This window comes from Olleya namhaensis (genome assembly GCF_900114005.1).
Lineage (GTDB): Bacteria > Bacteroidota > Bacteroidia > Flavobacteriales > Flavobacteriaceae > Olleya > Olleya namhaensis.
Genome location: NZ_FORM01000012.1, coordinates 1 through 20,934 on the forward strand (window position 1 = coordinate 1; position 20,934 = coordinate 20,934).

General features: G+C 31.2%; 21 protein-coding genes. 15 read left to right on the top strand and 6 right to left on the bottom strand.

The genetic code is table 11. From position 1 onward, the window contains the following. Positions 1–531: 531 nt before the first annotated feature. The 7 genes from BMZ09_RS15050 to BMZ09_RS15080 all read left to right on the top strand — a co-directional run bounded on the left by BMZ09_RS15050 (position 532) and on the right by BMZ09_RS15080 (position 7,160). Positions 532–1,149: a hypothetical protein gene (locus BMZ09_RS15050; protein WP_143067837.1), complete on the top strand. Its 618-nt coding sequence runs from the start codon at positions 532–534 to the stop codon at positions 1,147–1,149. 139 nt (positions 1,150–1,288) lie between these two features. Next, entirely contained in the window at positions 1,289–3,037 is a 1,749-nt protein-coding gene (locus BMZ09_RS15055; RefSeq protein WP_090842154.1) for a DUF4209 domain-containing protein, read from the top strand. A 146-nt stretch (positions 3,038–3,183) separates the two neighbouring features. Then, positions 3,184–3,666, top strand: coding sequence for a hypothetical protein (locus BMZ09_RS15060; RefSeq protein ID WP_143067838.1), 483 nt, complete (start codon positions 3,184–3,186; stop codon positions 3,664–3,666). Positions 3,667–3,668: 2 nt separating this feature from the next. After that, entirely contained in the window at positions 3,669–4,193 is a 525-nt protein-coding gene (locus BMZ09_RS15065; protein ID WP_090842158.1) for a hypothetical protein, read from the top strand. Between the two features lie 120 nt (positions 4,194–4,313). Beyond that, on the top strand, positions 4,314–5,399 hold the full coding sequence (locus BMZ09_RS15070) for a WG repeat-containing protein (protein WP_090842160.1): 1,086 nt from the start codon (positions 4,314–4,316) through the stop codon (positions 5,397–5,399). 141 nt (positions 5,400–5,540) lie between these two features. Next, positions 5,541–6,239 (top strand): hypothetical protein, encoded by a 699-nt coding sequence (locus BMZ09_RS15075; RefSeq protein ID WP_090842162.1) that lies wholly within the window; start codon positions 5,541–5,543, stop codon positions 6,237–6,239. Positions 6,240–6,446: 207 nt separating this feature from the next. After that, the gene (locus BMZ09_RS15080) at positions 6,447–7,160 is read left to right on the top strand and encodes a DUF2071 domain-containing protein (protein ID WP_090842165.1); all 714 of its coding nucleotides are present in this window, start codon (positions 6,447–6,449) and stop codon (positions 7,158–7,160) included. Between the two features lie 40 nt (positions 7,161–7,200). Here the strand turns inward: BMZ09_RS15080 and BMZ09_RS15085 are convergent, their stop codons facing one another. Next, on the bottom strand, positions 7,201–8,406 hold the full coding sequence (locus BMZ09_RS15085; RefSeq protein ID WP_090842167.1) for a MalY/PatB family protein: 1,206 nt from the start codon (positions 8,404–8,406) through the stop codon (positions 7,201–7,203). Positions 8,407–8,575: 169 nt separating this feature from the next. Between BMZ09_RS15085 and BMZ09_RS15090 the strand changes: the two genes are divergently transcribed. Next, the gene (locus BMZ09_RS15090) at positions 8,576–9,292 is read left to right on the top strand and encodes a LamG domain-containing protein (protein WP_177183552.1); all 717 of its coding nucleotides are present in this window, start codon (positions 8,576–8,578) and stop codon (positions 9,290–9,292) included. A 293-nt stretch (positions 9,293–9,585) separates the two neighbouring features. Further along, entirely contained in the window at positions 9,586–10,353 is a 768-nt protein-coding gene (locus BMZ09_RS15095) for a CDP-alcohol phosphatidyltransferase family protein (RefSeq protein WP_090842171.1), read from the top strand. A 46-nt stretch (positions 10,354–10,399) separates the two neighbouring features. On the opposite strand, the gene BMZ09_RS15100 is transcribed toward BMZ09_RS15095, so the two are convergent. Genes BMZ09_RS15100 through msrA form a run of 3 tightly spaced genes read right to left on the bottom strand, consistent with a single transcriptional unit; the run spans position 10,400 to position 11,907 of the window. Then, positions 10,400–10,702 carry a hypothetical protein gene (locus BMZ09_RS15100; protein WP_090842173.1) on the bottom strand — a complete coding sequence of 101 codons (303 nt, stop codon included), beginning with the start codon at positions 10,700–10,702 and terminating at the stop codon, positions 10,400–10,402. A 52-nt stretch (positions 10,703–10,754) separates the two neighbouring features. Further along, positions 10,755–11,351: a GTP cyclohydrolase I FolE gene (gene folE, locus BMZ09_RS15105; RefSeq protein ID WP_090842175.1), complete on the bottom strand. Its 597-nt coding sequence runs from the start codon at positions 11,349–11,351 to the stop codon at positions 10,755–10,757. Further along, positions 11,341–11,907, bottom strand: a complete 567-nt coding sequence (gene msrA, locus BMZ09_RS15110; RefSeq protein WP_090842177.1) for a peptide-methionine (S)-S-oxide reductase MsrA — start codon at positions 11,905–11,907, stop codon at positions 11,341–11,343. Before msrA ends, folE begins: the two co-directional genes overlap by 11 nt. 173 nt (positions 11,908–12,080) lie before the next feature. On the opposite strand from msrA, the gene BMZ09_RS15115 reads away from it, so the two are divergent. From BMZ09_RS15115 to BMZ09_RS15140, 6 genes are all read left to right on the top strand, one after another. Continuing rightward, entirely contained in the window at positions 12,081–14,543 is a 2,463-nt protein-coding gene (locus BMZ09_RS15115) for a DUF5916 domain-containing protein (protein ID WP_090842179.1), read from the top strand. A 51-nt stretch (positions 14,544–14,594) separates the two neighbouring features. Next, positions 14,595–15,254 carry an ABC transporter ATP-binding protein gene (locus tag BMZ09_RS15120; RefSeq protein ID WP_090842181.1) on the top strand — a complete coding sequence of 220 codons (660 nt, stop codon included), beginning with the start codon at positions 14,595–14,597 and terminating at the stop codon, positions 15,252–15,254. Between the two features lie 3 nt (positions 15,255–15,257). Further along, positions 15,258–15,803, top strand: a complete 546-nt coding sequence (locus BMZ09_RS15125) for a CPBP family intramembrane glutamic endopeptidase (RefSeq protein ID WP_090842183.1) — start codon at positions 15,258–15,260, stop codon at positions 15,801–15,803. Positions 15,804–15,865: 62 nt separating this feature from the next. Then, positions 15,866–16,438 carry a hypothetical protein gene (locus BMZ09_RS15130; protein ID WP_143067840.1) on the top strand — a complete coding sequence of 191 codons (573 nt, stop codon included), beginning with the start codon at positions 15,866–15,868 and terminating at the stop codon, positions 16,436–16,438. 5 nt (positions 16,439–16,443) lie between these two features. Then, entirely contained in the window at positions 16,444–17,208 is a 765-nt protein-coding gene (locus tag BMZ09_RS15135) for a TIGR02757 family protein (RefSeq protein WP_090842187.1), read from the top strand. A 60-nt stretch (positions 17,209–17,268) separates the two neighbouring features. Further along, positions 17,269–18,465 (top strand): sensor histidine kinase, encoded by a 1,197-nt coding sequence (locus BMZ09_RS15140; protein WP_090842189.1) that lies wholly within the window; start codon positions 17,269–17,271, stop codon positions 18,463–18,465. A 50-nt stretch (positions 18,466–18,515) separates the two neighbouring features. Here BMZ09_RS15140 and BMZ09_RS15145 read toward each other — a convergent pair whose 3' ends face one another. Together BMZ09_RS15145 and BMZ09_RS15150 are read right to left on the bottom strand one after the other, a co-directional pair. Next, positions 18,516–18,839, bottom strand: a complete 324-nt coding sequence (locus tag BMZ09_RS15145) for a DUF6799 domain-containing protein (protein WP_090842190.1) — start codon at positions 18,837–18,839, stop codon at positions 18,516–18,518. A gap of 104 nt (positions 18,840–18,943) precedes the next feature. Beyond that, entirely contained in the window at positions 18,944–20,833 is a 1,890-nt protein-coding gene (locus BMZ09_RS15150) for a M61 family metallopeptidase (RefSeq protein WP_090842192.1), read from the bottom strand. Between the last annotated feature and the right edge of the window lie 101 nt (positions 20,834–20,934).

Sequence of the window (20,934 nt, forward strand, 5' to 3'; positions counted from 1 at the left end):
AAACTATTTTTTTTACCTTCTAAACGTCTAAAAAAAATCTTTTGAACTAGAAAATATTAACAAAAAAAGGTCAACCTATATCAGTATAATACAAATTCCACTCTAACTGAAAAAATAGGACTTTAAAATAACCGAATTCCTGCCGACTCAAACTCCGAAAAACTTACTGTAAACTGAATTTCACTCTTGCGGAATTCTGATCAAACGGAATTTATATAGTTTACGGAATTTAAGCAGCCTTGTGTGAAATTCAGACTATTGAACCTCACTCAAATCCGAATTGAAAGCGGATGAATCTATTGCCGAATTCCAACTGTTGTGTTGAATTTCACTCAAACGGAATGACATTGATTATGTGAAATAATTAGCGAAATTCCACGCCTGGCAACAACGTGCATAATTAATATGCTTGTTTTATGCGTATCGTGAAATTCTGCCGAATTTCACTAATGGGTAGTTTTTATTTATTAATTTAGTTGACTTAACAACGCATACTAAGTCATGCACAAGCACGTTGCCCACAATAAAAAAATGAAGAACTTCAAAGAGAATTTAAGGAAAAAACCAACTCTATTTTTGGTAGTTGGAATTTTTGTTTTGTTTATCGGAATTCCGTTTGGGATTTATGGATTGACTTTGAATGGTGGAGCAAGTTTAGGTGGAGTTTTAGTTTTACTTGGAGTTTTTATTTGTATTCCATTTTTAGTAATTGACAGAATTTTAGTGAATAAAATAAAACCATTCAAACTTTCGATTTTTGAATTTGTATTTATTGGAATTATTTTGCTATTCTATTTGTCCGACAACAAAAAACTGTATGTTGATTTGACTGAATATAAAACTGAATATTTCGTTATTATTTATAATAATGGGAATTTAGAAAACTCTGAATTGAATTGGAGTTTTCCCTTTAGTAAAAGTGTGGAATTAAATGAAAATTCTATAATTATTCCATCAGAATTTAAAGGAAATTATCAAGTTGAACTTAAAACACCGAAAAATTGGAAAGGTTGGAGAATGAATCCTGACAGAATTAACGAAATTAATTTGAAAATATATACAAATAATAAAACTGAACTGAATCAAAAAGAAATTGACTCATTAGCGAAAGTAGAAATAATTACTGTGGGCAACACCGTGTATAATTAATTGCTTCCTTCTAGCCTACTTACGAACATTCCTGCGGAATATTCTATCTGTGATTTATTTGCTAACTTAGTTCCATAAATCACGCAACTAACCATACACAATCACGTTGTGCCCAATATGAAAATCCGTCAATCAAAGAATGTTTAAGAGTTTAAAAGATTATTACGATTACATAAAAAACGATAATGGTTTTGACCAAAAATTCGGAATTTCAAGTAATTTAACGTCTTTACGAGATAGCATTGAAGATAGTGTTGAAAAGAAAAAATGCACATTCGAAATTTACTTTTCAGATTTTAATTTTAAACGAGGAAATTATGTTCCTCTATTTTCAAATAATGAAAGTAGTTATCCTTCAAAATCTTTATTTGAAGATTTTGAATATATTAAAGATCGAGCAGGTTTAAATGATTCTATAAGTCCAAAATATTTAGCGAAGTACAACCATTTGCTTTGGGATAGTTCTCACAAACACATTGATTACGCGAAAAAAGCAATAGATAATTATTTCAATTTTATTAAATCTGTTCTTTTACCTAAAGACGACAATTTATCAAACAGAGGATTTTCTGAAATGTTTGAAAATTTGTTTGTGTTAGCACAAACAATAAATTACAAAAGAGAGGATTCAATAAAATTCTTAATAGTTAAGCTAGACGCAGAAGACATCAATGGTTTTCAAAAATATTCATTAATGGATTTTATCACTAAAAATGGTAAAAAATTAGAAAAAGCCCACACCAACAAATTCTTTGCTTATTCAAAAGAAGTAATAGACAAGGAATTATATCCAGATTTAAACAAAGAGTATCTTCAATTATTAATTGATATATCAATAAAACTAGGGAAATCACAAAGAGATTTTCATAACAAATTAGGCGATTGTCATATTGCTGATTCTTCAAAACATAAAGAAAGTTTTGTAGTGCACGATTTTTATCTAAAAGCACTTAAGGAATATCAAAAAGCTGGAAATAAAAAAAAGATTGAAGAAGTAACCGTTTTAATTGAGAAAGCAAAAGATAATCTAAATTTTAAATCAATAAAGACTGAACATTCTAGCCCTGAATTACAAAAGTGGTACGATGCGCTTAATGAAATGACAACAAACCTAGTTGAAAAAGGAGAAAGCAAAGATATCTACGAGTATTTGATGTGTTCTGACCAAATTTTTCCGAAAGCTAAAGTACTAGACGAGAAAATTAATTCCGTAATGATGGATTTAGTTAGTACAATGAGTTTTGATATTAATAGAAATGTGAGTGGCAATAAAGGTGGAATTAATTCATACTACATTCATATTCAAAATTTCACATTACGCCATCTTTGGTTAGTGTTTTCTAAAGGATTGAAAAATGGAAAAATCAGTTTTGATTCATTAAAAGATTTTTTAAAAAACAATACCTGGTATGGAGTTGAATTTTCGATAAAAAATCCTGCAGGTAAAACAGAAACTTATAATTGGTTACAACTTTTAACACCTGCACTAGATAGTTATTTCAAGCAATCAGAGATTGACATTAAAACAAATACAAACAGTTCATCTGGTTATATTTTATCTATTGATTCTTTAGTTTTAAAATTTGAAGGTATTTTAAGAGAGTTTTCTAGATATAATGGAGCACAGACAATTGACATTAAGGAAAACGGAACACAAGAAAGAATTTCCTTTGAAAAATTATTAGAAAACGAAAAATTTAAAGAATTGGTGCCAGAAGATGATATCGCTTTATTTAGATTTTTGTTCACTTCAGAAGGAATGAATTTAAGGAACAATATTGCTCATTGCTTTTTTAAGTCAAAAGATTATTCTGCTGCAATTATGTGGCTACTGATTTGTGCATTTTTTAAACTAGGAAACTATAAATTGAAAACTATAACGAAATAAAAATACTGGGCACAACACCGTATAAAATTAATTGCTAGTTCTGGCTCACTTGGGAAATTCCTTCGGACTTTCTATCTGTGATTTATTTGCTACCTTTAATGCTTAAAACACGCAACGAAATCATACATAAAACCGTTGTAAAACATTTGAAAAAGACAATCAGCATACTAACATTCTTCTTAATTCTTTCTTGCTCTTCCGAAAAAGACAAGATTGAAAAAAGTACTGATATGACTTATTTAGGTAGAATTATAGAAAACTATATGTTTGAGTGTACTGACGCAAATCAATTAGAAGTTCACACTAAAGCGAAATACAATCCAACCGATTCTACTTTAACTTTCTTTATTGGTAAATCTAAAACAGAATTCTTTCAGAAGTGGGAAATTCCATTACAAGATATTTATGTGGATATAAATTTTATTCATTCACTGACAGATACAATGAAACAAATAAACATTAAAGCAACTGAAAAAGATTCTGTTATTCAATATTCTGACAAAAGAAATATAACTTTTGAAATGACAAATTCTTATAATATTTATTTATTTGATTGGTGTGATAAGGAAAAACAAGAAAACTTTATAAGTGCGTTAGAGAGAATAACTGAATTGAGTAAACTTAAATAAAAATGCAAGAAACCATCAAAAATGGGATTCCTATTCACGTTGATTTAGTATCAAATCGTGACGAAGTTTATTCAGGAATTTGCCTAAAATCTAACGACAATATCTTCATATTTATCTGTTTTAATGACGAGACAAAAGAATTTGATGGTTTTGCAATTATTAGAAAATTCGAAATTGAAAAATATCGAGAATGGGACGAAGAAGAATTAAGTGAAATAAAGAATAACAATTACGCTGAATTTATCGGAAAACTACCACTCGAAAAAATGAACAATATGTTCGAATGTTTATCGGAATTGGAAAACGAAGAGTTGATTGCAGTATTTACAGAAGCTGATGATGATTCATATTTTGTCGGACAAATTAAAAATCTAACAGAAAATGAAGCGGAATTAAAATTAATAAATGAAGATGCGGAATGGATTGAAAATAAGAAAATAAATATTGCCGAAATAACTTATATTGGATTTCGGACAAGTATTGAAAAAGAGTTACTGAATAAAAACGTTTTACAACAACGTGTATAATTCATTGCTAGTTCTAGCCTACTTACTAAAACACTCACGTATTTTCTATTGAGTTTATATTTGCTAAACTTAGTGCTTAAACCACGCAACAAATCATATAAAAACCGTTGCCTACAATTTATGAAAACCGTCAATTACATTATAATTCTGTTTTTTTTAACAAGCTGTTCGGTAGACAAAACTGAAATAGTTCCAGCAAAATATAATGGTAAATACGGAGCAATAAATTCTAAAGGAAAGTGGCTTATTGAACCAACTTTCGATTCTATAAATAGTTTTTACAATGGTTTTGCAGACACATATAAAAACGGAAAACAAGGATTAATAGATATCGAAGGAAAATTAGTGATTGATTATGACTATGATTTCATTGGGCATGTTGAAAACGAGAGAGTTTTAGTTCAAACAGAAAACCACTACAATTTTGCGGATTTAAAAGGTAAATTAATATCTAAAACTTCCTTCTCAGATGCAGAAGAATTTTCTGAAGAGTTGGCTTCTGTTCAGTTTATCAAAAACGGAAAATGGGGATATATAGATGTTAATGGAAATTTAGAAATAGACACATTATTTTCTCTTGCTTACGAATTTAAAAATGGCCTTGCGGAAGTCGAAATAGAAACTACTGACACGACAACTGTTAATCCAAAATATATCATGTTAGAGCCAAAATTCTATGATTGTAGAATAGATAAGTCTGGAAAAATAATTGACACAATTGAATATAAAAAGAACGAAAGAAAATTTCCATTAATTGGTTCTGCATACACAAACACTTTAGGAAAACTAAATAGATTTGGAGATACCATAATGCAAAAGAAATACAGAGCTTTTGGTTATCCACAAGGAAAATATATGTGGTATTTAACTAACGAGAAATATGGATTAGCAGATACAACTGGAACTATTCTAATAAAACCAATTTATGAGAACCTTTCTTATTTTAGTCATAATGGATTGGCAATAGCAAAACAAAATGGAAAATATGGCTATATTAATAATAAAGGGGACATAATTATTGATTTCAAATTTGACGATGCACGAAGTTTTAAATATGATTTAGCACCTGTAAAAATCAATGGTAAATGGGGGTTTATCGACCAATATGGTACTTTTAAAATCGAACCAAAATTTGAAAATATAATTGGTCATTTCCGAAAATTAAATGGAAAAACCGAACGAATTTATGAATACAACGAGGAATAAAAACTGCACATAACTCCATGTTTAATTGATTTCTAGTTCTAGACTATTCGAGCATTCTTGCGGATTTCTATTTGGTTTTTATTCCCTAAATTAGACGTTTAAACACTTAATTAATCGAATACAATCACATTATACACCAATATGATAGATTTATCTCAAGCTGAGAAACAAATTAGATATGTCACAAATTTTAAAGATCTTATATCTATACCTTTTCAAGCGGAAATCAACGCAAGTTGTTGGACTCGTAATCTAGTGGGTGATTTTTCTGAAATTATTAAGCAAGTAGAACAAAACGAAACTATAGTAGAACTTAATAAAAAAGAGCTACTAGATCTAAAATTAAGTAAACAGGGACAACTTGCTCGTAATATTATTTTAAATGATTTAGAGACGCTAAAAGCACAAGGTGCCTCTCCAATACTTAATGTGATCAAGAGTTATCAAAGAGACGATGCCTATCCCCTTTTTCCAACGGATGTGTACTCTTTTCATGTAGACCGTTCTCCTATACCAACTAATACTTTTTTATGCACTTATCACGGAGAACCTAGTGAGATATTACCCAATGCACAAGCTAATCAGAAAATATTGGTACCAGAAATACGTCAGGAATTAAAAAAACTATATGATGGCGCTGATGATGGTTTTGAATCGTTTTTAAGCGAGTATTTCTTTGATTTACACTATCAGCCCAAACCTAATGCTAATATTATAAACCTAGGCGTTGGTCATTTATGGAAGCTAGCAGTTGATCACCCAAGAAGCCAAGTCCTACCTTGTATACATCGCGCACCTAAGGAAAAAGAGGGCAACAGGCGGTTATTGTTAATCTGCTAATCGAAAATTACAATAAGAGTAATACGGTTTTAAGAAATCTGTAATTCAATAAAAAGAAACTGTATCTATCCTTGCGAAATTAAATATTACTAGTTTACGCCTACTGATAAAAATCTAAGTAGATTTTCCATTTGGTTTTTATTTGCTAAGTTAGGTATCTAAACAGACTACTAATTTCAAAATTGCCTTTTAAATTTAATCACTCAGATGAAAATACCAAAAATAAAAGGAATTATAGACCGACGAATTTTAATCAATTATCAAATTGACAAAGCGGTCTTAGAAAATTATCTACCAAAACCTTTTAAACCTAAATTAGTAAATGGAAAAGGTATTGCAGGAATCTGTTTGATAAGATTAAAGGACATCAGACCAAAAGGTTTGCCTAAACAAATCGGAATTTCATCTGAAAATGGCGCACATCGTATTGCTGTTGTATGGACTGAAAATGATAAGAAAAAAGAAGGTGTTTATATACCAAGAAGAGATACGTCTTCCAAGTTAAATGCATTAGCTGGAGGAACTATATTTCCTGGCATTCATCATTTAGCAAATTTCACAATAAATGAAAAAGACGGACAGTACAAAGTCGCTTTTATAAGTCATGACGGTACTGCACTATCCATAACAGCAAAAGAAACAAACACTTGGAATACCGAAAGTGTATTTGAAAATTTAGACTGTGCTTCTAAATTCTTTGAAAATGGTGCAGTGGGCTATTCTCCCGACAAAAATAATTTTGATGGCCTTGAATTAAAAGTCTATAATTGGAAAGTATCACTTTTAGAAGTTGAGCACGTAAGATCCAGTTTTTTTGAAAATGAGAGTATTTTCCCAAAAGGCTCTGTCAAATTTGATAATGCTTTATTAATGAAGGATATTGAACACGAATGGATTGGGTTGTCAAAAATCAAAAACTGATTCAATCTAAAAACAAAGTAGAAATACCACATAAAAACAATTACTTTTCTAATATCGCCTTTATTACTCGGCGTAAGCCCTCCTCCAATATTACTCTAGGACACGCTAGGTTTAATCTAATATAACCATCAGCATTAGCAACAAACATATTACCTCCTTCCAATAAAACACCAGCATTTTTAGCAAAGAATAAAGTAAGGTTTTCATTATCATTAAAATAATAACTAACATCTACCCAAGCCAAATACGTTGCATCCGGAATATTGAATGTCGCCCTAGGTAAATAGGTATCTAATTGTGTTTTTAAGTACTTAAAGTTTTCATCTAAATAATCTGTCAACTCAACCAACCAAGCATGCCCTTCTGAATAAGCAGCCTTAGCTGCTACGATGCTTAATGGATTTTCTACAGGTAAATAATTTTCGTTGTACTTAAGGCGTAATGTTTCGTTAGGAATGATAATGTTAGCAAACATATTCCCGGCAAGGTTAAATGTTTTACTTGGTGCCATACAAGTGATAATCTTATCCGAATTAGGAAAAAGACTAGCCAATGGTGTAAAAATTTTATCTTTTCGGAGCACATCACAATGAATTTCGTCAGATATAATAGTCAAGCCATTTTCTAAACAAACGTCGCCAAACGCTACTAGCTCTTCTTTAGACCATAATCTTCCCGAAGGATTATGTGGACTACAAAATATTGCTAAAACACATTTAGGGTCTGAAGCTTTAATTTTTATATCATCGATATCCATTCTAAATTCACCTTTTTCTTCTAGCAAATCAGAACAGACCAACGCTACCTCATTATAATCCGTTCCATGCTTAAAAAAGGCATAAGAAGGCGTAATAATCAATACTTTTTGATCTGATTTACAAATATGACCAATCAAATCATATAAAGCCGGGACAACACCCTTGGCGTGTACTAAATGATTTGTGTCAATCGCCCAATTATAACGCTTAATACACCATTGCTTAAAACTTAAAGCATAAGAAGGATCAGCAACCATAGAGTATCCCAATAATGGATGCTCTAAACGCGCTTTCATAGCATTAATAATTTCTGGAGCAATAGCAAACTCCATATCTGCAACCCACATTTTGATAAAATCTGTCTCTTGATATTTACCACTAAGGTCTTCATCTGGATCAAAAAGATACCCTCTATAACCTTCAAGAGACATGGCATTTGTTCCTTTACGTTCTAATACTTGATTAAATTGATATTTGGTAGATGACATTTGTTTCAAAATTTAAGCTAAGTAAAAGTACAACCTTAGAATTAAACAAGATTTTCTCTATGTAGATGAGGACTATGTGTCTAATTAAATCTCTAAAAATATAAATTAAAAAAAATCTAAAGTGGCACAATATATGTTAGAAAAAGAGACTAAACCTAACTTATCAATTATGAAAAACACAACATTACTTTTTGGACTATTATTTCTAATATTAACTAGTTGTAATAACGATGATGATATGCAAACCATTGATACAAGTAATAAAAATTTAGTCGCTTATTTTCCTTTTAATGGTAATGCTATAGACCAAATAAATTTAGAGAATACTAGTTTGGTTAAAGGTGCCATTTTAAGTACTGACAACCAAGGGATAGACAACAGTGCTTTTAGATTTAATGGTATAGATGATATTATAGAAATTAACCACAGTGCGGCATTAAATTTAACAAATGAATTTACAATCTCAGCACTTGTTAATCCTGAAGAAATCAAATCGCAAACAATTATAAGAAAAGGAGCTGCCGTAAATGGAATAGGAACTGTGCCTTATGGATTAAGTATGTCCGCTACAGGAGCCATCTCATTTACCGCTACTACAGAAAATGGAGCAACAATAAACCACGTCAGTAAGCAAGGGTATCAAATAAATGAATGGTATTTAATAACGGGAGTCTTAAAGGATTCTGAGATGTTTTTATACGTAAATGGAGTCCTGGAAGATTCTGTCATTATTAATGGAGAAAGTAATACAAATTCATTCCCTTTATTAATTGGTTCAAGGTTACGATTAGAAAGTAATACTTTTAAAGGTATTATTGACGAAGTAAGGCTTTACAATGTGGCTTTAACTGCATCTGAAATTTTAGCTTTGCAAAACAACTTGTAACTAAAGTTATAATTGTTACGGTAATTATTCAATCTTAGAGCGTGATATTATTCTAAACGGTATCACGCAATAGTAAATTATGATTTAGTTAAAACCTATACGTTGCAACTTCTTGTATTCAATTATAATTAAAAAGAATATCGAACTATTAACTAAAATATTATAATCAACAATTTAGCAATACAGTACAATCTATAAAGTCTTATCTTTGCATACTTTACTATAATTGGAAGTTTCTATTTTAAGTATCAACTTGGTATATTCCGCAACACCTATCTATCTTATGACTTTACATGTCAAAATTACCAAAAGCGCATAAATTTATAGATCTTTCAGACTATGGAAGACCTATTGCTCAAATTATTGCCAACAATTTAAAAAACACCTCTTTTACGCCTATTCATGTTACTTTAGCCTTTATTATATCCGGTTTAATAGCTATATATTTTATAATTAATGGCAATTATTGGTGGGCTGCTTTTTTTTTAATTCTAAAATCAATTTTGGATGCAGCGGATGGCGAGTTAGCTAGAGTAAAACAAACACCATCTTATACGGGACGCTACCTAGACTCGGTTGCAGATATATTATTAAATGCCATAATTTTTATAGCTATTTGGTATATAACGGATACCTCAATTTGGTTAACACTATTAGCCTTTTTAGGCATACAATTACAAGGTACTTTATACAATTATTACTACGTTATTTTAAGAAACAAATTTGATGGTGATACAACCAGTCGTATTTTTGAAACTAAAATACCCACTGCTTTAAAAGGAGAACAACAACGCCATGTCAATATTCTTTTTAAATTATACACAGCCTTATATGGCGGTTTTGATAAAACCATCTATTTTCTAGACCCAAGAGCTGCGTACGGTAAAATAGTGCCTAAATGGTTAATGACCTCAATTTCTACTTTTGGATTAGGTTTTCAGTTATTGATAATTGCTGTGTTATTAGTTTTAGGATTAAAAGACTACATCATACCGTTTTTTGTTGGTTACTCTGGGATGATTTTAATTTTTATTGCCATTAGAAAACTATACTATAAATAAAAAAGCTGCATCTTAATAAGATGCAGCTTTTTTGTTACTTGTTTTTTTATTTAACCGTTATGGTTTCCTCTTTAGACTTATTATTATAGACATACGTATATAACCACATTAAGGTAAAGGATGGTATAATATCAAACCCAGGCAATGCTTCTTCAATAAAGGTGAAAACAGCAGCTATTTTTCCGGTTCGACCTTTGTATAATTTAGTCATTAACCATGCGGACGCAGGCGCCCAAACAATATCAGCAAATTCGCCAATACCAGGTATAATAAAAGAAACATATCCTAAAGCATCAAAAATTAGCCCTAAAAATAGTTTTGTGTATTTGTTTGTGTCGTTAAAAATCATTTATAATATTTTGTAATTCTATTTAATATAAAGCAAATAGTATTCCAAAAATCTAGCTTAATTTAGAACTTATTAAATTTAAAAACTCTGTACGCGTTTCTATGTTTTGAAAAGCACCTCTAAACCCAGAAGTTGTCGTGACACTGTTTTGTTTTTGCACACCGCGCATTTGCATACACATGTGACTTGCTTCTATTACTACAGCTACACCTTCCGGTTGTAATGTGTCATTTATACAATCTAATATTTGATGTGTTAATCGCTCTTGTACTTGCAAACGTCTAGAAAACACATCTACAATTCTTGGTAATTTACTTAAACCTACAATATGTCCGTTAGGGATGTAAGCAATATGCGCTTTTCCAAAAAATGGCAATATGTGATGTTCGCAAAGCGAATAAAACTCAATATCCTTAACAATAACCATATCATTGTAATCTTCTTTAAACATCGCACCTTTCAAGATTTCTGCTGCATCTTGATCATACCCTTGCGTTAAATATTGCATCGCTTTTGCAGCACGTTCTGGTGTTTTTAATAACCCCTCACGTTGTGTGTCTTCACCTAAATCTTCAATAATATTTTTATAACGGTTTTTAACATCATCTGTAACTTTAACGTTATACTCTTCAAACTTTTTATATGGCATCTTTAGGCGTGTTTTCTTTTAATTTAGTACTGTAATACTTTTTTATCTTATTAATTTTTGGATCTATAACAAACTGACAGTAAGATGTTTCTCGGTTTCTGTCATAATACATTTGATGATCGGCTTCTGCTATATAAAATGGTCCTAACGCAGTAACTTCTGTAACAATAGGACTATCAAAAACAGCTTCGTTTTCTAATAAATCAATAAAAGCTTCCGCTTGTTCTTTTTGACTTTCAGAATTATAAAAAATAGCAGATCTATATTGTGTCCCCACATCATGTCCCTGTCTGTTTAATGTTGTTGGATCGTGCGTTGCAAAAAACAACTCCAATAACGTTGTAAAAGTAACCTTATTTTCGTCATAAAATATCTGAATACCTTCTGCATGTCCTGTTCTTCCTGTACCTATTTCTCTATAAGCAGGGTTTTTAATAGTCCCACCTGTATAACCAGACACAACCTTTTCCACACCTTCTATTCTTAAAAACACAGCTTCTGTGCACCAAAAACAGCCATTAGCAAATGTGGCTATTTGTAAATTTTCTTCTTTCATAGTATAAAAATAACTAATTCCGCATAGCTTTTCTTTATTCGACAATAGTCAAAATAAATTTTTAACGTTTAATTAGGAGTTTATTTTAACATCAAATTTAGATTTGTAATCTAAAACTGTAACAAAGGAATAATTTTACTGTCTTTACTACAGAAACCATCAATCAAAATTTAATGAAACCTTTTTTAATCACTTTTTTTGCATTACTAATCTCTTTTCAAACCTTAGCCCAAGACAAAAAATCTTACCAAATTAAACGTACCGACTATCCTCCAAAAATAGATGGCGTTTTAGATGATAAAGCCTGGAGTGATGCACAAATAGCAACAGACTTTACAGAGTTTAAACCAGATGTAGGAGATACAGCGCCCGATAATAAAAAGACAAAGGTCCAAATGACCTATGACGATACTGGTATTTATGTCGCTGCATATTGTTATGACAACCCAGAAGATATTATGCGTCAATTTACACAACGTGATAATTTTGGACAGTCAGACTTTTTTGGTTTAATTTTTAATCCTAATAATGACGCCCAAAATAATACTGAATTTTTTGTGTTTAGCTCCGGAACACAAGCTGACGCTGTTGAAAGTCCAAATTATGGTGAAGACTTTGGTTGGAATGCGGTTTGGGAAAGTAGCGTCAAATTAGTGGATGATGGTTGGATTGTAGAGATTAAAATTCCGTACCGTGCTTTACGTTTTACGCAACAAGAAGATCCAACTTGGGGAATTCAATTTCATAGACATTACAGAAAAACACGTGAGCAAATGACGTGGAGTGCAATTGATGTTACAAAAGGTAATATTGGATTGTATAATGCCGAGTTGAAAGGAATTAAAAACATCACACCTCCTACCCGACTTAGCTTTTTCCCTTATGCTTCTGGATTGGTAAGTACTTTTGATGGCCAAACAGATAGTGATTTTGCTGCCGGAATGGATATTAAATACGGTTTAACCGAAAACTTAACTTTAGATGCTACATTAATCCCCGATTTTAGTCAAGCCGGATTTGACGATGTACAATTAAACTTGGGGCCTTTTGAACAACAATTCTCTGAACAACGTCAATTTTTTACTGAAGGTGTCGATTTATTTAGCAAAGGAAATCTATTTTACTCTAGACGTATTGGAGACCGTGCCTCAGGACGATTAAGTTTAGACGATAATGAGTCAGTTGGCGATTTTCCTGAAAAAATACAGCTATTAAATGCTGTTAAGGTTTCTGGACGTACTAAAAATGGATTAGGAATTGGTTTTTTTAATGCTGTTACCGAAAAAACCGAAGTATCCATTACAAATGAAGATACTGGTCTTAAAAGAAGCCAAGTTATAGAGCCTCTTGCCAATTATAACATTATGGTATTAGACCAACAGTTTAATAAAAACTCTGCTATTACCTTAATTAATACTAATGTGACTAGAGATGGTGATTTTAGAGATGCCAATGTTACTGGTCTATTATTAGATTTAGTAAATAAAAGCAATACTTATGGGGCTATAGCCGAAGTTAAAATGAGCACATTTAATGATGTTCAAAATAAAGACAATGGTTACACTGCACGTCTTGGTTTAGGTAAAAACAGTGGTAATTTACGTTATAGTGCAACTTATGACTATGCTGATGAAAACTATGATATCAACGACTTAGGGATACTGTTTAGAAACAATTACAGCAATTTTAATGCAGAGGTTAGCTATCGTACTTTTGAGCCTTCAAAAAACTTTAATAACACCTATTTAGGGACTTGGATAAACTACAATCAATTGGCTAATCCTAATACATTTACTGGGGCTAATACTGGGTTTAATTTTAATGGACAAACAAAAACACTACACAATCTTGGAATAAACGGTAATTGGAATTTTGGAAAACAATATGACTATTTTGAGCCTAGAAACGGATTTGACAGCTATTTTGTTACAGAAAATTATGCGCAAGCTAATATGTGGATTTCTAGTAACTACAACTTGTTTTTTGCTTTAGATGCTAATTTAGGGTACGGACGTTTATTTAACGATACTCGTAAAAATTTCAATAATATATGGTTTGGTTTAAATCCTAGATTTAAATTTAACGACAAATTTTTAATGGTACTTGGGTTTGATTATGACAACTATACTGCAGATAGAGGTTATGTTAATGGTCAAGAAATTGACGACAGAATTTTATTTGGGCAGCGTGACCGTGTGGATATGACTGCTAGTATTTCTGGAAGTTATAACTTCAACTCTTTTAATGCTTTAACCTTAAGTTTTAGAAACTATTTAAGTACAGTAACCTATGACAATAGTTTGTATGTATTACAAGACAATGGGACTTTAAACAGATCTGATATATATACCAAAAACAACATAAGCAGTGATCCCGATTTTGATCCAGACATTAACTTTAACACATGGAATTTAGATTTAAGTTATACTTGGCAATTTGCGCCAGGAAGTAACCTGACTGCCTTATATAGAAATCAAATATTTAATTTTTCTAACGACTCTGAAGCTAGCTTTTTTGATAGCACAGGAGACCTGTTTAAACAAGAGCAACGTAATACGTTTTCGTTAAAATTAGTCTACTTTATTGATTATAACGATTTAAAGAACGTATTCAAAAAGAAAAGCAAAACCAGTTAATTGTTGCCTAAGAATATATAAAGTAGTAATTTCCGTACTTTATAAGTAACTATGATTAAAGCAAAAAATATACATAAATATTATGACGATTTACACGTTTTAAAAGGTGTAGACGTCCATATTAAAAAAGGAGAAATAGTATCTATTGTTGGGGCTTCTGGAGCAGGAAAAACAACATTGTTACAAATATTAGGAACCTTAGATTTTATTGATAATAAAACAAAAAGTACGCTTGAAATTAATGGTAAACAAATTACTGGATTATCAGACAAGCAACTTGCACAATTTAGAAATCAACATATAGGGTTTATCTTTCAGTTTCATCAGTTATTACCTGAATTTACAGCAATGGAAAACGTCTGTATTCCTGCTTTTATTAAAGGAACAAATAAAGCTGAAGCTGAAAACAGAGCTAAAGAATTACTTGACTTTTTAGGCTTATCACATCGCTACAATCATAAACCAAGCGAGTTATCTGGAGGAGAACAGCAACGTGTAGCAGTAGCTAGAGCGTTAGTAAATAATCCCGAACTTATTTTTGCTGATGAACCTTCTGGAAATTTAGATAGTGAAAGTGCAGAGAATCTTCATAACTTATTTTTTAAATTAAGAGATCAATTTGGACAAACCTTTGTAATTGTTACACATAACGAAGAATTAGCAAATCTAGCAGACCGAAAATTAACTATGGTAGACGGAAAAATAATATAACATATGAAGCAGTTATTTTCCTCTATCTTAAAGTATGTAAAAAACCCACGTTTAAAACAACTTAAACACGCTACTGTACAACAAAAAGTAGGCATTGTGTTAGCATGTGTCCCTATTTGTATAGCTTTAGGACTAGGTTTTGGTCTTATAATTGCGCTCTTAGAAGCTTTAGGTGTTTATAGTCCCGATGATCACGCGGTATCAAAATTATTTGAAGAAGAAACACCACTTTATATTATATCTTCAGCAGTAATTTTAGCACCAATAATAGAAGAATTAATTTTTAGAGGACCTATTACACTTTTTAGTAAAAAGTATTTTAAAATAGCATTTTATACATTTTCTCTGTTATTTGGGTATGTCCATCTTTTTAATTTTGAAATAACGCCACAACTTATACTTTTATCACCATTATTAGTCGCTCCACAGATTGTTGTTGGATTAGTTTTTGGATATGTACGTGTCCGATTAGGTTTGATATATTCCATGTTATTACATGCGTGTTATAATGCTGTTTTAATTATTCCGTCTGTAATATTTATGTCTTAAAAATTAAAATCAGATTTTTTCACGCAACCAAAGTGTAGTTTTGACATCTATAAATAAAAGCAATGTTAAAAAAAACCGCTTATTCCCTACTCTTTTTTCTAAGTCTTCAATTTGTATTGTTTTCCTGTTGTAGAGAAAAAACTTATTTGGTTAATTTACAATCTATTGAAATTTTTAACGACACAGAAGATCCAATTACTACGACGTCAGAAGACTTAATAGTCTATCTTAATATAATTTATGACTACGATGATGTTAGTGTAATAAACGCATCATCATTCAACTTTAATACTGCTGTAGCAACAAGTTGTCCTGACAATGTATACATATATCAATCAGAATTTACAGATCTAAATATTACCGCAGACCAAGAAATTAATGGTATTGCTGCTGGTCAAAGTTTAAATAGCATCATGAAATTTGCTTATTATAATATAGACAATCCGTTAGATATTAGTCAATTTTACAACACTACAGATAGTGAAGAAAACACATTGTCAAGAGCTCCTGATTCAATCGTTTTATTTTTTGATCAAACCATTCAATCAGATAGCCCTTTTAACTTAACAGTAGCTATACAAAACTCTAATCAAGAAACATTTACAGCAGTATCAAACACTTATATCATAGAATAACATAAATGAATAAAAAAGACCTTAAAGATTTTCTAGATAATAAAGTAGAACAGTACAATAAACCTGACTTTATTACAAGTGACCCAATACAAATTCCGCATTTATTTACAAAAAAGGAAGACATTGAAATTTCTGGTTTTTTAAGTGCTACAATATCTTGGGGAAACCGTAAAAGCATTATTACTAATTGTCATAAAATGATGGATTTTTTAGACCAATCACCATTTGATTTTGTTATGAATCATCAAGAGTCTGATTTAGAAAAGCTAGAAGCGTTTGTGCATCGTACATTTAATGGCTTAGATTTTATAACTTTTATAAAAGGATTGCAACACATTTATAATAACCACGACGGTCTAGAAGCTGTATTTAATAAACACGCCCAAAACGATAGCTTACAGCAGTCTATCCATTACTTTAAGCAAACTTTTTTTGAAATAGAACACTTGCAACGTACACAAAAACACATTAGTGATCCGCTAAAAAATAGTGCAGCTAAAAGAATAAACATGTTTTTACGTTGGATGATTAGACCCAATAATACAAATGTAGATTTGGGTATTTGGACTACCCTTAACCCTGCACAGCTATCATGCCCGTTAGATGTACACTCTGGTAATGTAGCACGTAAACTAGGGTTATTAAAACGCAAACAAAATGATGGGAAGGCTTTAGCCGAATTAGATACTGCTTTAAGAGCTTTGGATAGCGATGATCCTGTTAAATATGATTTTGCGTTATTCGGCTTAGGTGTTTTTGAAAAATTTTAACACTTAAAGTCCAAATTATCAGTATTTTCGTGAAAAATAGTGTAATATTTATTTCTTTTAATGATCAAACCTGATTTTCCTAAAAATGAACTGGAGCGCATATCCTGTGTCAAAAAGTACAATTTATTAGATACACTTCCTGAAAGTGATTTTGATAATATTACTAGTTTAGTTGCAACTATTTGTGATGTACCAATTTCTTTAATTACGCTATTAGATACTGATCGTAATTTTCTTAAATCTCATCATGGTATAGATATACAGGAGTCTCCAAGAGATATCTCCTTTTGTGGGCACGCTATTTTACACGAAGACGATATTTTTATTGTAGAAGATGCCCGAGAAGACATTCGTTTTAAAGATAACCCGTTAGTTGACGGTTTTAAAGCTATATTTTATGCCGGTGTGCCTTTAAGAAATACAGACGGATTAGCGTTAGGGACTTTATGCATCTATGATCATAAACCTAGACAACTTACTAAACTGCAAAAAAAGGCATTAATTACAATTGCTAAACAAGTTATTAATTTGTTTGATTTAAAGTTGAATAATCGCCTTTTAGCCGACTCTAAACAAGAATTATTAGATCGTAATGCTGAGCTAAATAAATTTGCTAGTCATGTCTCACATGATTTAAAATCGCCTTTAGCTAATATCATGTCTTTAACTAGTTTTTTAAAAGAGGAAGAAGACAATACTTTAACAGAAGCCTCTGTAGAGTATATTAATTATATTGAAGAATCTGCTGAGTCGCTTAAAAATTACATAGATGGTATCTTAATCCATTATAAAGCCAACGAACTTTTAAATGTAGATAAAGAATATATTCCAATAGACACTCTATTTTCTAGTGTACAACGCATCCATTTATTAGATGATAAGCATTTTAAAACAACACCAAATTCAGCTCTAATATTTATTAATAAAGCAGCTGTAACACAAGTATTAATAAACTTGGTTGATAATGCATTAAAATATAACAACAAACCTAATCCTGAGGTTGTTTTAAATTATTCTGAAGACTCAAATTTTCATATCTTTTCTGTTACCGATAACGGAAATGGAATTCCTGCTAATCAGCAAGACGAAGTGTTTAAATTGTTTAATAACAATAACCAAACTGATGTCTCAGGTAAAAAAGGAACTGGAATTGGTTTATTTACAGTAAAAAACTTAGTAAAAAAATTAAACGGGACTATTACTTTACAGTCCAAAATAGATGTAGGAAGCACGTTTACTTTTACTATTTCAAAATAAAAAAAAAGCCTAATCTAAAGATTAGGCTTTTTTTATATCAGTATTAAAAGCTATGATTTCCTCATAAGTTTAATAAGCTTCTTTGTTAATGTTTCTTGGTCTTTATACAATGTACCACTCATACCTAAACATTGTCCATCTTCAAGCTTACCTGTTTTCTTACCGTTTACATAAGTTCCGTTTGTCTCTACAACCGTCCCATCATGTAACGTTATTGCTTCATCTAATTGTACAACACCATTTGCTGTATAATGAAACACTTTACTGTCTAAAAGAATAACGTAATTAGCATCTTCAATTTGTTTAGCATCCTGTGCCATTGCTGTATTTACTCCTAAAAATAAAGTAAAAGCAATAAGAATTAATTTTTTCATTGTAATATGTTTTAAAGTTTATTAGCCCAAACAATTTATAACTGCTATAAATCATTCTCTAAGTTAGTTAATTCAACTTCTATGCCAAACTTTTTGTAATTAAATTAACCTTTTAACCACGCTTTTCTAGTTGCCTTTTGAGCAGCAGTAGCATTTGGATTTTCAATTAATTTAGTCCCTGTTGTATAGGATTGTGTCGTTTTTGTTTTAATAACAATTTCTTTTCCACCTCTATCTAATACAACATTAATATCAGTACCTGGCTGCCACATATACATACTTGTAATAATAGCTTGAGCAGTTCCCATATTTAATTCTTTACCATCAACCGTTTTAATAACATCTCCCGGTAATACCCCGTTTTCTGCCCAAAAACTGTTGTCTTTAACTGCTTCTCCAAAAGGAATAGTCATTGTTTCTCTATTTGGTGTAAAGATTAAAGCACCATCATTCTGGATATAATTAGTTTTAACGCGTCCTTTATCTAAAGATAAACCTACTTTTTCAAAAAACACAGCGTAATCAATTGGTGTACCACCTACAACATGTGTATTTAAAAATTCACCAACACTTGGATACGTCATTGCAGTAAGTTCTTCTATTAATTTATCATCTTCAAAAGGCTTGTTTTTACCATATTTATTAGATAATTCTTTCATTAAAGATAAAATACCTCTGTTTCCGTTACTCTCTTCACGCATTAAAATATCTACACACATACCAATTAAAGCACCTTTCATGTATACATTATAATATTGTGGCGCGTAGGGTTGATCTAATACGTTTTCACTCATTGTAGTAAAACTCATACTATCATCCATATTAGCTGATGTTTGGATTTTACCTAAAATATCTCCGTAAAATTCTTCACTGTCAATTAAATCTTGATCAACTTGAAATAATGTAGCAAAATATTCTGTTACACCTTCGTACATCCATAAATGCTTAGAGAATGTTGGTTGATTATAATCAAAATAATGAACATCCTCAGAATGAACACTCAACGGTGTTACAATATGGAAAAACTCATGTGATACAACATCTATCATACTTTCGGCTAAAGCTTCAAAAGGCGAATTCTCCTCTAAAACAACAACTGTAGACGTATGGTGCTCTAAAGCACCAAAACCTTTTGGAGAGTCTGGCTTTCCTTCAGATAAATACAAATAGATATCATAACGCGGTGTGCTATTTACATCTCCTAAATATGCTTTTTGCGCTTGCATCATTTTTTCCATTACAGCTTTAATACTTGCTGCTGTGTGTACTTTATTTGGCGAGTAAACACTTAATACAATCTTGATGTCTCCAACCTGAAATTCTTCAACATCCAAATCTCCATAAAACATTGGGTTATCTGTAATATCAAAATATCGAGGTGCAAAATAACTAGACGTTGCAAACTTACCATCTTGACTTACTTTTTTACCCGTTTCTTGTAATGCGGATGTACGTTTAAAGTCTGCAGGAGCAGTCACGTCTAAACTGTATTGATTGTCTTTTAAACTATCAAAATAACCAATAAACCCATGCAAATTTAATACATAGTTAGTCGGCTCTATATTTGTTCCTGCTGGAGAAAATGGTGCCTCTCCACCTATTCCACCTGTAACTTCTTGATCAAATGTATCGTTAACATTATACGTAATGTAGTCTAACTGTGTTGCGTTTGCAATAGTCCATGTGTTAGTGTCTACTTTAGTTGCAGGCAACGTGTTACCCTTATAATCTACTGCTTTAAAATCATCAATATACTTCCCAAAATCACTCACAGAATATGTTCCTTGCACAACTCTAGGCAATCTATACGTTACGGTTTGTGTTGTAAAACGTCCTGGATTAATAGTTACAGGTGCTTTATCATCTACTACTTTAGATAAATCTATAGACGTTGCTATTGGCGACTGTGATGCAAGTTTATCCGATGTTTTGGTACTGTTACAACCCACTAATAATAGGCCTGTTGCAATAGTTGTTACTAGAAGTTTTTTCATATTAAATCTTTGTGTTTGTTAATGGTCCTGCTTAAAAGACGCTCAAATGTAAAATTTGTTACACAATACGTACATTAAGTTTTTGTTAAAATGTTATTTTT

Bases quoted from the DNA above. Each gene is read 5' to 3' on its own strand.
- BMZ09_RS15145 (WP_090842190.1), bottom strand. From the start codon at position 18,839: ATGAAAAAATTAATTCTTATTGCTTTTACTTTATTTTTAGGAGTAAAT.
- BMZ09_RS15125 (WP_090842183.1), top strand. From the start codon at position 15,258: ATGAAGCAGTTATTTTCCTCTATCTTAAAGTATGTAAAAAACCCACGT.
- BMZ09_RS15055 (WP_090842154.1), top strand. From the start codon at position 1,289: ATGTTTAAGAGTTTAAAAGATTATTACGATTACATAAAAAACGATAAT.
- BMZ09_RS15120 (WP_090842181.1), top strand. From the start codon at position 14,595: ATGATTAAAGCAAAAAATATACATAAATATTATGACGATTTACACGTT.
- BMZ09_RS15150 (WP_090842192.1), bottom strand. From the start codon at position 20,833: ATGAAAAAACTTCTAGTAACAACTATTGCAACAGGCCTATTATTAGTG.
- BMZ09_RS15070 (WP_090842160.1), top strand. From the start codon at position 4,314: ATGAAAACCGTCAATTACATTATAATTCTGTTTTTTTTAACAAGCTGT.
- BMZ09_RS15130 (WP_143067840.1), top strand. From the start codon at position 15,866: ATGTTAAAAAAAACCGCTTATTCCCTACTCTTTTTTCTAAGTCTTCAA.
- folE (WP_090842175.1), bottom strand. From the start codon at position 11,351: ATGCCATATAAAAAGTTTGAAGAGTATAACGTTAAAGTTACAGATGAT.
- BMZ09_RS15080 (WP_090842165.1), top strand. From the start codon at position 6,447: ATGAAAATACCAAAAATAAAAGGAATTATAGACCGACGAATTTTAATC.
- msrA (WP_090842177.1), bottom strand. From the start codon at position 11,907: ATGAAAGAAGAAAATTTACAAATAGCCACATTTGCTAATGGCTGTTTT.
- BMZ09_RS15135 (WP_090842187.1), top strand. From the start codon at position 16,444: ATGAATAAAAAAGACCTTAAAGATTTTCTAGATAATAAAGTAGAACAG.
- BMZ09_RS15100 (WP_090842173.1), bottom strand. From the start codon at position 10,702: ATGATTTTTAACGACACAAACAAATACACAAAACTATTTTTAGGGCTA.
- BMZ09_RS15115 (WP_090842179.1), top strand. From the start codon at position 12,081: ATGAAACCTTTTTTAATCACTTTTTTTGCATTACTAATCTCTTTTCAA.
- BMZ09_RS15075 (WP_090842162.1), top strand. From the start codon at position 5,541: ATGATAGATTTATCTCAAGCTGAGAAACAAATTAGATATGTCACAAAT.
- BMZ09_RS15065 (WP_090842158.1), top strand. From the start codon at position 3,669: ATGCAAGAAACCATCAAAAATGGGATTCCTATTCACGTTGATTTAGTA.
- BMZ09_RS15050 (WP_143067837.1), top strand. From the start codon at position 532: ATGAAGAACTTCAAAGAGAATTTAAGGAAAAAACCAACTCTATTTTTG.
- BMZ09_RS15095 (WP_090842171.1), top strand. From the start codon at position 9,586: ATGTCAAAATTACCAAAAGCGCATAAATTTATAGATCTTTCAGACTAT.
- BMZ09_RS15085 (WP_090842167.1), bottom strand. From the start codon at position 8,406: ATGTCATCTACCAAATATCAATTTAATCAAGTATTAGAACGTAAAGGA.
- BMZ09_RS15090 (WP_177183552.1), top strand. From the start codon at position 8,576: ATGAAAAACACAACATTACTTTTTGGACTATTATTTCTAATATTAACT.
- BMZ09_RS15140 (WP_090842189.1), top strand. From the start codon at position 17,269: ATGATCAAACCTGATTTTCCTAAAAATGAACTGGAGCGCATATCCTGT.